This window comes from Pseudodesulfovibrio sp. (assembly GCF_028692895.1).
Lineage (GTDB): Bacteria > Desulfobacterota > Desulfovibrionia > Desulfovibrionales > Desulfovibrionaceae > Pseudodesulfovibrio.
In genome coordinates, this window is sequence record NZ_JAQUWN010000003.1 from 85723 (window position 1) to 98238 (window position 12516).

Genomic DNA, 12516 nt, shown 5'->3' on the forward strand with positions numbered 1-12516 from the left:
CCGTCCGCGCGGCCTCAGAATTACTGTAGATGCCCCCGCATTGCAAGAAAAGAGGGGGAGAGGGATTGCGCCTTGGCATACGCACTGGACAAGAATTTGCTTATGGTCTAGTTGCGTGGGATTGTCGGATTCAGGCGCCAGGGGAGGCGGCTGTACGGCGCGGCGGCATTTTAGGGCATGTCGCAGGGAGTCAGACAGGGACATGAGTCTGATCGAGCATGTATTCACCACGTGGCGGTCCATGGGTGTCGTCCGCAAGTTCGCGGCCGCCCTGGGGTCCATGCTGGCCCTCATCCTTTTCGTGGCGGCCATGGGGTTTGTCGCGCTCAGCGTCCTGGAGCAGAAGGCCGGAGACATCGTGGCCCACTCCATGCGGATGCAGCGCCTGGCCCTGGAGGTGGACTCCCGCCTGCAACTGGCCCGCCAGGCCGAGCGCGACTTCATCCTGCGCCTGGGCGATCTGGGCGTGGAGGCCGCCCGATCCGCCTATGCCGCGGAATTCACGGAACGCATCGGCGACGCCCGCCGCAACGTGGTCTGGCTCCAGGAGATGGAGCGCTTCTCGGGCGTCCGGCAGGGCCGGTCCGCCTCCACCGCCCGGCTGGCCGAGCTGCACGACGGGCTCGACCGCTATTCCACCCACTTCCGCGTCTTGGCGGACACGGTCAGCCTGACCGGGGCCGGGAGCCCGGAGGTCCGGCGCATGACCGGCGAGATGGACGCCGACTACCTCCACCTCTCCTCGCAGGTCCACCAACTGGCCATCTCCGCCGCGGACACGGCCCAAAGCGCGCACGAGGCCATTGGCCGCTACAGCCGCATGGTCAAGCACGGGCTGGTGGGGAGCGTGCTCCTCGCCCTGCTCCTGGCCGGGAGCATCATCCACGTCCTCAACCGCACCGTGGCCCGGAACGTGGTCCGGCTGAGCGACGCGGCCACGGAACTGAGCCTGGGCAACCTTGAGGCTCGGGTGCCCGTGCGCAGCCACGACGAGTTCGGCCAGCTCGGCCAGTCGCTCAACGTCATGGCCGAGCGGATGACCGCCCTGGTGGGCGAGTTGGAGGGCGCGGCCGCCGTGGCCAGCGACCGGCTCATGGAGGCCATCGACTCCATTTCCGAGGGGTTTGCCCTCTACGACCACCGGGGCCGCCTGGTGCTGGCCAACCGCCAGATGCGCGACGTGGCCGACAGGGCCTCCGTCTCCCTGCGCGAGGGAATGCGCATCGAGCAGGTGCTCCGCCTGCTGGCCGAGAGCGGGCAGTTCATCAACGCCATGGGACGCGAGGAGGAGTGGGTGACGGCGCACCTGTCCCACTTCCGCACCGCCGGGCCGCCGCTGGAGGAGCCCATGGGCGACGGGGCCTGGCTGACCGTCAACATCTACCACACCGGCCGGGGCGAGGCCGTGGTCATCATCAGCGACGTCACCGAGCACAAGAGGCACGACATGGACATGGCGTCCATGGCCTCCGACCTGGAGGACCTGGTCCGCCAGAGGACCAAGGTCCTGGTGGAGAAGGCCATGGAACTTCGGCAGGCCAACCGGCGGCTCATGGAGCTCGACAAGCTCAAATCCTCCTTCCTCTCTTCCGTCTCCCACGAGCTGCGCACCCCGCTGACCTCGCTGCTTGGCTTCTCCAAGCTGATCAAACGCGATTTTTCCCGCACCTTCATGCCCTTGGCCGGGGGGGCGGAGCAGGTCCGCCTGGGACGGCGCATCGAGGCCAACCTGGACATCATCGGCAGCGAGGGCAAGCGGCTGACCCGGTTGATCAACGACGTTCTCGACCTCTCGCGCATCGAGTCCGGCCGGGAGAAGTGGCGGTTCATGGAGGTCGACCCGTCAGAGGCGGTGGGCAGCGCCATGGAGGCGGCCAGCGGCATGTTCTCCGCCCGCCCGGAGGTCAAGCTGGTGGTCCGCCGGTTCGACCGCGTGCCAGCGGTCCACTTCGACCCGGACCGGCTTCAGCAAGTCCTCATCAACCTCCTGAGCAACGCGGCCAAGTTCACCGAGGCGGGGGAGGTGTCCCTGGACCTCTACCTGGACGAGCAGGGGCGCGTGCGCATCTGCGTCCAGGACACGGGCTGCGGCATCGACGACGACAACCTGGAACACGTCTTCGACAAGTTCCACCAGGTCCCCCAGGGGGACACCCTGACCCACAAGCCGTCGGGAACCGGCCTGGGCCTGGCCATCAGCCGCCAGATCGTCGAGCACTACGGCGGGTCCATCTGGGCCGAGTCGGACGGCCGGCGCGGCACGGCCATGCATGTGGCCCTTCCCGTGGCCGCGCCCGACGGCAAGCGCCTGGTCCTGGTGGTGGACGACGACCCCGCCATGCGCGAACACCTTTCCATGATCCTCAAGCGGGCCGGATACGGCGTGCGCACCGCGTCCGGCGGCCGGGAGGCCCTGGATCAGGCCGCCCGCCGCATCCCCGACCTCGTGACCATGGACCTGCTCATGCCGGGCATGGACGGCCGCGAGACCATGCTTCGGTTCAAGGGGGACCCGGCCCTGACCCGAATCCCGATCATCGTCATCTCGGCGCTGGGCGATAACGCCGACCTGGGCGACGCCGTGCTGCTCAAGCCCATCGACGGCGACGCCTTCGTGGACGCGGTCCGCGCCCTGCTCGGCGACGGGGGCGTCTGCCGCCCCATGCTCGTCCTGGGCGGGCCTGCCGGAGCCCGGACCGGCATCCTGGCCTGCCTGGAGGGCGATGGCGTGACCCTCTGCTCGGCGAGCGACCTGCAGGACCTGCTGGACCGGGGCTTTGCCGGCACGGTCCTGGTGCCGAGGTCCCAGGCGGGCGAGGTGGACCTGACCCACATCTGCTCCCTGCCGGGCGTGCAGGTCCTGCTGTTGCCGGACGCCCTCGCCGCCGACTCCCCGGCGCCGTCCGTCCGCCCCTCCTGAGCCGTTTTCCCGGCGGGAATATAATCGCCTTCTCATGCGAAGGGTTCGGTGCTACGGTCAACCGTACCGTGAAGCCCGGTCCCCGCGCCAGTGGACGCCGGATGGGGGGCGGTGTGATATTCCATGTGATAAGGCGTCGTTACCGTTGCGGTGTTGCCCGGTTTCATGCGATACGGATCATGCGTTGCGTCGGAACCGTGGGACGCAACGGCGCTGAATGAGGAGGAACGGATGCAAAAGAAGATTCTCATCGTGGACGACGAGGTCCACATCAAGATGCTCCTGGAACAGACCTTGGAAGAGCTGGAGGACGAGTTCGGGGTGGAGCTACTGACCGCCTCCGACGGCGAGGAGGGGCTTGAGCTCATCCAGAACGAGCGGCCGGACCTGGTCTTTCTCGACATCATGATGCCCAAGATGAACGGTTACGAGGTCTGCCGCATCGTCATGGAGGACGAGTCCCTCAAGGACGTCAAGATCATCCTGCTTACGGCCAAGGGCCAGGAGGTCGACCGCAAGCAGGGGCTGGAGCTCGGCGCCAAGATGTACATGACCAAGCCCTTTGATCCGGACGAGATCCTCAAGGTCTCGAAGGACCTGCTCGACCTCTAACCCGACTCGACGCTGACGCCTCCCATGACGCCGCTGAAGAAATTCATACGCCCGAAGGTCCTGAGCAACTTCCTGAACAAGGCGGTCCATCTCGCGGACTGCGCTTGCGCCCTGGCCATCGCCTACGAGGGCGAGGTCCTGATGGTGGAGGGCCCGGCTTCCTTTGACGGGTTCGGGGCGGAGCGGGAAGACGTGATCGGCGCGCCCCTGCGGTTCGACGCCTTGCACCGGGGCCAACTGCTGCTGCGCCTGAACGACCCGGCGGACCGCGAACGCTGCGAAAGGCTCCTTGCGTTCGCCGTCTATTCCCTCCAGGAGCTGCTGGACATGGAACAGGCCCGCCGCTCCATCGCCGACGAGGCCCTGTCCAAGTATCGCGAACTGGCCCTGCTGCACCGCTCGGTTCCGGCCATCAACACCTCGCTGAGGATGCGCGACGTGGTGGGCGCGCTCATCAACGAATGCCGCCGGGAGAACTATCCGGGCGAATACGGCATGATTTTCCTTTCCGAACCGGGCTCCAGCCAGTTCCGGCTGGCCGTGCAGTTCGGCTTTCCCTTCGGCTCCAACCTCCAGCCCGTGGCCGAAAGCCTCCTCTTCCGGGATGTGGTCGGGAGCGGCAAGGGCGAGATCGTCAACAACCTGCGCGCGGACGAGCGCTGGAAGGGCGAGCTGGCGGGCCTGGGCTCCATGGCCCTCATCCCCATAGCCTCGCCCAACCGGTGCGAGGGCATGCTCCTGCTCGCCTCGCACAACGAAGGGCTTTTCGAGGCGGCCCACAGCAAGAGCCTGTCCACCCTGGCGTCCGTGGCGGGCATCTCCGTGAGCAACGCCTTCAACTTCGAGGGCGTACAGACGCTCATGAACGCCATCCTGCGCGCCCTGGCCGAGGCCATCGACTCCAGGGACCCGTTCACGGCGGGCCACTCCGAGCGGGTGGCGCACCTGGTGGTGGCCTTCGCCTCGCTGCTGGGCGGCGACCCAGGCTTTCCGGACCTCCGTTTTTCCGACCAGGACCTGCGCGAGCTCTTCTACTCCGGCATTCTGCACGACGTCGGCAAGATCGGCATCAAGGAGGACGTGCTGACCAAGAAGACGCGGTTGCCCAAGCGGCGCATGGAGGTCATCCGCGCCCGGTTCCGCCTCCTGGGGCAGACCAGCGATTTCGACTGGCGCGAGGCCTTCGAGCGCGTCCGCAGCGTCAACCGGGCCATGGCCCCGGACAAGGCCGAGCTGGACTACGTCCGCGAGCTGGGCGGCCGGGTCTGGAAGACGGGCGACGACGTTTTCCCGCTGCTCTACGATGATGAACTGGAGGTCCTGCTCCTCGACTACGGCAACCTGACCCCGGACGAGCGCAAGGAAATCCAGCGCCACCCGGCGGAGAGCGAGCGCATCCTCCAGCACATCCCCATGCTCGAAGGGTTCACCAACATGCTGAGCATCATCCGCCAGCACCACGAGCGCATGGACGGCTCGGGCTATCCGGACGGCCTGCGCGGCGACGCCATCCTGCCCCAGAGCCGGCTGATGGCCATCGTGGACATCTATGACGCGGTGACCCAGGAGCGGCACTACAAGCCCGCCTTCACCCGCAGCGAGGCCATGAACATCCTGTCCCGCGAGGCCGCGGAGGGCAAGCTGGACAGCCACCTTGTCCACTTCTTCATGGAACATGTGGAACGGGTGGAGAGCCTGTCCGAACGGGTCAGGTCCACGCGCGTGAACCACCTCTCCGAGATCGGCAACCTCGCCGGACTCTAGCCCGTTTCGACCGCCTTGCGGCGCGTTTTTCAGGAAAGCATCCCGGCCATCTGGTCCGGGGGAAGCTGGCCGTTGGCGAAGAGCCGCCGGCAGAATTCCGGCGTGGCGAGCCCGGAGCGGTTGCGCAGGCCGTGCAGCTCGGCCAGGCCGAGCAGGGGCATGACCCGGCTGGCCGGGGAGAGGCGGATGGCCCGGACCCGGTCCAGGGCCTCCTCGCGCGAGTAGCCCGCGTCCGTGAGGATGGCCAGGCAGCGGTCCTGGTCCACGTCGCCGCGCGCAAGCCCGGCGTCGATCATGGCCAGCCCGGCCCGGCACAGTCCCCGGTGGTGGTGCACCAGCCGGTCGAGGTCCGAGCGCAGGTAGCCCAGCTCCTCCAGCAGGTCCTCGGCCAGGGCGAGCCAGCCCGCCATGAACAGCGGGTTGGTGACCTGACCCATGGGCGCGTCGCCCAGGGCGCGGCGCTGGGAGTCCAGCAGGTGGCGGCCGGGATAGGTCTGGCGGGCCGTCATGAAAAGATATTCGCGGCGCATTCGCCGCAGGCGGGCCGTGTCGTCGCGGAAGCCGCGCCCGGTGAAGAGCTGCGGGCTGACGTGGCAGCGGGACTGCTCGCCCGGCCAGGCCCCCAGGGCGGGGTCGTAGTGGATGGGCCGCAGGGTGGAGGCCAGGTGCAGGGGCAGGGGATCGACCCGCAGCCCGCTGTCCTGGAACACGCCGGGCAGGGCGGCGTCAAAGACGAAGGCGCGCAGCCGGTGCATCTCGCGCACCACGGCGTCCAGGGCGGCCATGTCCGGCTCGGCCGGGCCCTCGTAGGCGGCCAGGGCCTCCTGCCAGGGCTTGCCCAGCCCGGTCTCCAGCCGTCGGAGCTCGTCCAGGCGGCGGTGGTATTCCTCCTCGGCCACGGCGAAGATGTCGCGCGCGTGGCGCTCCTCGCCCACCATCTCCGAAACCATGCGGTCAAAGGGCGGTCCCTCGGACTCCGGCACCTCGGGCCGCGAGGCCACGAACCGGTCGTACTCGCGCAGGGCGGTCAGGGCGTCGGCCAGGTGGCGGGGGGCCTTGCCCGCCTTGCCCAGGTCGTCCTTCTCCAGGCCGGAGAGGAAACGGGCGCAGTCGCGGATCATGGTCTGGGCCGTGGCCCGGCTCAGCGGGCTGACGGCCTCGATACACTCCGGGGCGAGGGCCAGCAGGGCGGGGACGCCCCTGAGGCGCTTGAGGAAGCGCTTTTCCCTAGCGGCGGCGTCCTTGCTGGGCAGGGCCACGGCCTGCTCCAGGCCGGTGAATGCCACCTGCAGGAAGAACTCCGGCGCCTTTTCCCACGGCCGGACCAGGTCCAGCACGCTGGCGGCCCAGCCGGCGCTGATGGCCAGGGCCCGCGCCGTGGCCCGGTCCAGGGAAGAATCCGCCTTGGCCCGGGCGGCCTCGAACTCCTGCTGGAACTTGCGCAGCCGGGCGACGTGCCTGGCGATGCCGGATTTGGAGAGATCGTCGTAGCGGTCGAGCCATCGGGCGGCCTCGTTGACCGGGGGAATAAACTCGAAGGCCCCGGAGGCGGACATCACGGGGAAGTGCTTGCCCACGTAGGCGAAGAATTTACCGGCGGATTTGATCTTCATGGCGGAGGGAGGCTCAGTTTCCGGCGGCGGCCGTCTCGGCCAGGAGGGCGTGGACGCGCGGGACCAGGTCGCCGAGCTCGGCCTTGGAGATCTGGGCGTCGGCGCCTACGGAGACCCCCTTGTGGTGAAGGGTCTCGGTGATGATCGAGGAGCAGAGGACCACGGGCAGGTGCCGGAGCAGCCCGTCCTCCTTGATGTTCCGGGTCAGGGTATGGCCGTCCATGACCGGCATCTCGATGTCGGTGACCAGGATGTCCACGTAGTCGGACAGGGGGCGGCCCGCGTCGTGCGCCTTGCCGGCGTACTTGCGCAACTGGTTCAGGGCCGCCTCGCCGTTCTCCACGGACTGGACGTGGAACCCGGCCTTTTCCAGGATGCCGACGATCATCTTGCGCGCCATGGTGGAGTCGTCCGCCACCAGGACCTTGATGGCTCTGGCCTTGATCTCCTTGCGCAGCGGTTCGGGCGCTTCCACGACCGGGGCGTGGTCCGGGTCGAGGTCCATGCAGATCTTCTCCATGTCGAGGATGAAGACGATGCGGTCCGGGAATTTGACCACGCCGGTGATGGAGTTGACCGTGAGGGAGGAGACGTAGCCGGTGGGGGCCTCCACCTGCCGCCAGTTGATGCGGTGGATGCGGGTCACTCCCGAGACCAGGAAGGCGCTCTTGGTGCGATTGAACTCGGTGACGATGACCTTGGGCGGCTCCTTTTCCAGCCGCTCTTTCCTGAGCCAGAGGGCCAAATCCACCAGCGGGATGATCTCGTTGCGCAGGTTGAAGGCCCCGAGAACGGCGGGGTGCGCGGCCTCGGGCATGTCGGTCAGTTTCGGCAACTGAAGGATTTCGAGCACCTTGGCCACGTTGATTCCGTAGAATCCCCGGTAGGTGCCCTTTTCGCGCTGCTCTTCGAGGTAGAACTCGACGATTTCGAGTTCGTTGGTCCCGGATTCCAGCAGGATGTTGGTCTCAGCCATCGTCTCTCCCAATGGGGCGCGGGCGCGCCAATAACGTGCTCTTCTACATATACCATGGGATTGGCCGCTTGCAAGTCCGCGATGGGTGAAAAAACGGCAATAATTACGATTTTCACTCCTCCGGGTCGCCGATGCCGTACTTCTTAATCTTGTAATGGATGGCCCGGCGGCTGATGCCCAGGGCGTCGGCCGCCTTCTTCTTGACCCCGCCCGCCTGGCCCAGGGCGCGGACGATGGCCAGCCGTTCGCTGTCCTCCAGGGAGCGGGGAGCGTCGGCCGGGGCGGGAAATTCCGCCGGGGGCGGATCGAGCTGGAGGTCCGCCGCCTCGATGACGTCGCCCGCGCAGAAGACCAGGGCGGCCTCCAGGGCGTGCTTCAGCTCCCGGACGTTGCCCGGCCAGGGATGGGCCAGGAGCCGGGCCATGGCGCCGGGCGCGACGGCTGCGGCCGGGCGGCCCTGATCGCGGCAGAGCCCGGCCGTGAACCGGGCCGCCAGGGCCGGGATGTCCTCGGGCCGCTCGCGCAGGGGCGGGATGGTCAGGGTGACCACCTTGAGCCGGTAGTAGAGGTCCTGGCGGAACTCGCCCCGGCGGACCAGTTCCGCCAGGTCCGCGTTGGTGGCGGCCACCACGCGGCAGGAGACCCTGCGCTCGGCTGTGTCGCCCACGCGGCGGATGGTCCCCTCCTGGAGGAAGCGGAGAAGCCGCGTCTGCATCTCTTCGGAAATGTTGCCTATCTCGTCCAGGAACAGGGTGCCGCCGTCGGCCGCCTCGATCAGCCCCTGCTTGTCCTTGACCGCGTGGGTGAAGGACCCCTTGACGTGGCCGAAGAGCTCGCTTTCCAGCAGGGTGGGCGGGGTGGAGCCGCAGTCCACCACCACGAAGGGCCCACCGGCGCGCGGGCTGCGCTCGTGCAGGTAGCGGGCGGTCATCTCCTTGCCCGTGCCCGACTCGCCGAAGAGGAGCACCCCGGCCGTGGACCGGGCCACCCGGTCCAGCCGCTCCAGGAAGCGGGCCATGGCCGGGGCCTCGCCGCCGGTCAGGCCGCTCTCCGGCGCGGGAGAGCCCTTTGCGGCGGCCTTGGCCGAAGCCTCGGGGGCGGGGGCCGCCTTTGGCGCGGGGTCGGCGGCCCCGGCGGCGTCGAGCAGCCGGTGGATGCGCCGCACCAGCTCCTTGCCGTCAAAGGGCTTGGTCAGGTAGTCGGCCGCGCCGGACTGGATGGAGGCCACGGCGTCCGGGATGGTGCCGTGGGCCGTGAGCAGAATGATGGGGACGTGCGGCCAGTTGGCCAGGACCTCGCGCAGCAGGCCGTGGCCGCCCATGCCGGGCATCTTCACGTCCGAGACGATGCAGTCCACGGGCTCGTCGGCCAGCATCTCCAGGGCGGTTTCGGCCCGGTCGGCCAGCAATGGGCTCAGCCCGGAGGAGAGCAGGCGCGCCTCCAGCACCTCCAGGATGGTCTCGTCGTCGTCCACCACCAGGACGGTGGGAATGTTCGTCTTGGTCATGCCGTCTCCTTTGGTCCCGCAAGCGGCAGGAAGAGTTCGAAGAGCGCGCCCTGGCCGGGCTCGCTCTCCACCCGGATGCGGCCGCCGTGCGCCTCGGCGATGCGCCGGGCGATGGCCAGGCCGAGGCCCGCGCCGTCCACCGAGTCGCGCACCTCGTCTGCGCGGTAGTATTTCTCGAAGATGCGCTCCAGCTCCCCGGCCGCGATGCCGGGCCCGTGGTCGCGCACTCTGAACACCGCCTCGCCGCCCTCGCGCCGCACCCCGGCCTCCACCGGCCGCCCGGCCGGGGAGAACTTGACGGCGTTGCCGATGAGGTTGAGCAGGGCCTGGCGGACATGCTCGCGGTCGCAGACGCAGGTCACGGGCTCGCCCGGCGGGTCTGCCGAAAGGGTCACCCCGGCCTTGTCCGCCGAGGCGGCCAGCCGGTCCAGGGCGGAGCCGAGCAGTTCGGCGCAGTCCACGGGCCCGGGCGAGAGGGCGACGGCCTGCGACTCCAGCCTCGATACGGTCATGAGCCGGGCCAGGAGGTCGGTCAGGCGCACGGATTCCTTTTCGGCGATGCCCAGGAAATGGCGCTGCCGCTCGTTCACTTCGCCGAAGGCCCCGGAGCGGACCAGGTCCACGCCCTCGCGCACCGAGGTCAGCGGAGTGCGGATCTCGTGGCTGAGCATGGCGATGAAATCCGCGCGCATGGCCTCCTCGCGCCGGAGCCGCCCGGCCATGTCGTTGAAGGCCAGGGCCAGTTCGCCCAGCTCGTCGTCCGCCAGGACGCGCACGTCGCGCGGGGTTCCGCCCCCGCCCATGGCGGCCAGCCCGCGCCGCACCTCGGCCAGGGAGCGGTTGATGGACCAGGCCAGGGCCAGGCTGCCGCCCACGCCCAGGAACAGGCAGAGCGCCAGGCCGTAGAGGCCCATCTCCGCCGCCCGTTGCCCGGCGGCGTGCAGGCCGGTCAGGGCGACCTGCATGTCCGACTGGTTGTCCATGAGGCTCTGTTCCAGGATGCCGGTCCAATCCTGGATGGTGGCGTCCGGGGCCAAGCTGTCGCCCGCGCTGTCGCCGGGAGCCAGGGTGATGGCGAATTCGCGGGTCAGGTCGCTCCATTCCTCGGCGTACTGGGGGTAGGCGGCCATGGTCTCGCGCAGGATCTCGCCGAACCGGTTCAGGTCGGCCACGATGAACTGGACGGCGTCCTTGTTGCCGGTCAGGCGGTAGCGGAGCACGTTGTCGCGGATGGAGTAGAGCCGGTCGAGCATTCGCTGGATGGCCGAGTCCACCTTGTGGTGCACGGTGACCAGCCGGTTGGCCACCTCGGCGTCGTGGCGCACCTGGCGGAAGAGGAAGGCGGTGGCGGCGAAGAAAATGAGGATCAGCGCGCCGGACCAGAGCAGGAGCTTGGCGGCGATGCTGAGTCTAAGCGGCCTGGGCATGGGGCGCTCCGGGATTTGGCAAGGGGGGCCGCCGGATGCTCGGTCCGGCGGGCCGCCCCGAAACTTTCCGATGGGTTCCCGTTATCCCCGGATGGAGAAGTTCTTGTGTTCCTTGTCGTAGTCGATGGCGTTGCAGGAGATGCCGACCAGGTCGATGATCGGAGCCTCGGTCTTCAGCTTTTCGCGGAACGCGGCGTAGCCTTCGGCGTCGCCCTGGACCAGAATCTCGGCCTTGGCGTCGGCGATGTTGCGGACCCAGCCCGTCAGGCCGAGCTGCTGGGCCAGGTCCTGGACCCAGGACTGGAAATTGGTGCCGGCGACCTTGCCTTCCACGATGCAGGTGTAACTCCTCATTTTTGCAACCTCCCGGTGAATGTGAATTTTTGAACGCAATGCCTGAGCATACGGGAAAACCCGCGCCATGAAAAGGGCCGGGAGGGGGAAATCATGCGAAATCGGGGTTCGTTTCCCGCCCCGCGTTGCCTTCGGCCGCGGGATCGGATATGGTTCTTGTCCGCACTGGCTGCTTCGCAACCCGAAGCAGAGGTTTCCCATGCGCTTTTCCCTCGCCGCACTCCTGCTGGCGTCGGCCCTGCTCCAGCCGCTCCCGGCCGGGGCTTCCCTGCCGTTCTACAATCCCGACCTCGGGTACACCATCTGGCTGCCCGGCGAGTGGGCCGAGGCCCGGCCCGCGCTGCTCCGGCGCTACGCCGCCCTGCGCGACGGCGTGGGCCGGGACGGCGGCTGGACCGCCGGATACGCCCTGGACCGCTCGGGCGAAACCTGCCTGCTGGTCTCGGCCGTGCCCGGCCGCGTGGTCTCGCGGGCCGACATGGCCAACTTCAACCAGTTCATCATCCGGGGCATCCAGCGCGCGGAGCGGGCGGGCTGCCGCCGCCTGCGCGAGGCCAGTTTCCTGCCGGAAAAACCCATGCTCCGCCTGGTCATGGACCTGGACCCGGCGCGGACCTCGGTGGTCCACCTGGTCTACACGCGCACGGGCATGCTCAAGTTCACGGGCGTGGCGCGGCGGGGCGACGCGGACGGGGTCCTGGCCATCGACCGGGCCGTGGCCTCGCTCTACCTGGACCAGGGGCTGGTCCGCTGACGCTCCGTGTTGACACCCCGGCGAGGGGGCGGCTAGTGTCCGTGGAGAGCGGGAACGCCTGGTCCCCGCCGCGCAGTTTTCGTACGCCCGGACCGGCCGGGCCGGGAAAAACGCCCGCCGGACGGGCCCTTTCGCCCGGCACGCCCCTTGCTTGGTCCGGGGCGAGGAGCAAGCCATGAAGTCCCTGATGCTCACCCTGGCCCTGTTGCTGGCCCTGCCCGCCGTCGGCGCGGCCGGACCCGCGTGGCGCGGCCTCCATGCCTCGGCGGAGGATCGCGGCCGTCCCAAGGCGTCGGACACGGTGGTCATCACCGGGCGCGACGGGCGGGTCACCGGCGTGGAGCGCCATCCCGAGGACCGCCACGGGAACGGCGAGCGCGATCGCGACCGGGAGCGGGAGCGCGACCGGGAACGCGAGCCGTCCGGCCCCGGCGGCCGCCGCAACTGATTTTTTCAAGCACGAAAATACCATGTCGGCACTCCTGAGTTTTGCTGGTAACGACACCAGTAGAACCAAAACAAACGGGAGGCCGACATGGCGAAGCTCAAGGTATCATCAGTCCATCGGTTTGTAGAAGCTTTTCGTGGC

Annotated in this window: 10 protein-coding genes; 5 read left to right on the forward strand and 5 right to left on the reverse strand. The window is 68.5% G+C overall.

The window, feature by feature from the left end; translation table 11 throughout:
• Positions 1-202: 202 nt before the first annotated feature.
• The 3 genes from PHP91_RS01530 to PHP91_RS01540 all read left to right on the forward strand — a co-directional run bounded on the left by PHP91_RS01530 (position 203) and on the right by PHP91_RS01540 (position 5296).
• Positions 203-2920 (forward strand): ATP-binding protein, encoded by a 2718-nt coding sequence (locus tag PHP91_RS01530; RefSeq protein WP_300135858.1) that lies wholly within the window; start codon positions 203-205, stop codon positions 2918-2920.
• 231 nt (positions 2921-3151) lie between these two features.
• Positions 3152-3532, forward strand: coding sequence for a response regulator (locus PHP91_RS01535; RefSeq protein WP_300135860.1), 381 nt, complete (start codon positions 3152-3154; stop codon positions 3530-3532).
• A 24-nt stretch (positions 3533-3556) separates the two neighbouring features.
• The gene (locus PHP91_RS01540; RefSeq protein ID WP_300135862.1) at positions 3557-5296 is read left to right on the forward strand and encodes an HD domain-containing phosphohydrolase; all 1740 of its coding nucleotides are present in this window, start codon (positions 3557-3559) and stop codon (positions 5294-5296) included.
• Between the two features lie 29 nt (positions 5297-5325).
• Here the strand turns inward: PHP91_RS01540 and PHP91_RS01545 are convergent, their stop codons facing one another.
• The 5 genes from PHP91_RS01545 to PHP91_RS01565 all read right to left on the reverse strand — a co-directional run bounded on the left by PHP91_RS01545 (position 5326) and on the right by PHP91_RS01565 (position 11173).
• Positions 5326-6909, reverse strand: coding sequence for a DUF885 family protein (locus PHP91_RS01545; protein WP_300135864.1), 1584 nt, complete (start codon positions 6907-6909; stop codon positions 5326-5328).
• A gap of 13 nt (positions 6910-6922) precedes the next feature.
• The gene (locus PHP91_RS01550) at positions 6923-7885 is read right to left on the reverse strand and encodes a chemotaxis protein (protein WP_300135866.1); all 963 of its coding nucleotides are present in this window, start codon (positions 7883-7885) and stop codon (positions 6923-6925) included.
• Positions 7886-7997: 112 nt separating this feature from the next.
• Positions 7998-9392, reverse strand: coding sequence for a sigma-54 dependent transcriptional regulator (locus PHP91_RS01555; protein WP_300135868.1), 1395 nt, complete (start codon positions 9390-9392; stop codon positions 7998-8000).
• The gene (locus PHP91_RS01560; RefSeq protein WP_300135870.1) at positions 9389-10819 is read right to left on the reverse strand and encodes a HAMP domain-containing sensor histidine kinase; all 1431 of its coding nucleotides are present in this window, start codon (positions 10817-10819) and stop codon (positions 9389-9391) included. Before PHP91_RS01560 ends, PHP91_RS01555 begins: the two co-directional genes overlap by 4 nt.
• An 81-nt stretch (positions 10820-10900) precedes the next feature.
• On the reverse strand, positions 10901-11173 hold the full coding sequence (locus PHP91_RS01565) for an acylphosphatase (protein WP_300135872.1): 273 nt from the start codon (positions 11171-11173) through the stop codon (positions 10901-10903).
• A 199-nt stretch (positions 11174-11372) separates the two neighbouring features.
• Here PHP91_RS01565 and PHP91_RS01570 point away from each other — a divergent pair, with 199 nt between their 5' ends.
• Positions 11373-11927 carry a hypothetical protein gene (locus PHP91_RS01570; RefSeq protein ID WP_300135874.1) on the forward strand — a complete coding sequence of 185 codons (555 nt, stop codon included), beginning with the start codon at positions 11373-11375 and terminating at the stop codon, positions 11925-11927.
• 175 nt (positions 11928-12102) lie between these two features.
• Entirely contained in the window at positions 12103-12375 is a 273-nt protein-coding gene (locus tag PHP91_RS01575; RefSeq protein WP_300135876.1) for a hypothetical protein, read from the forward strand.
• Positions 12376-12516: the final 141 nt, after the last annotated feature.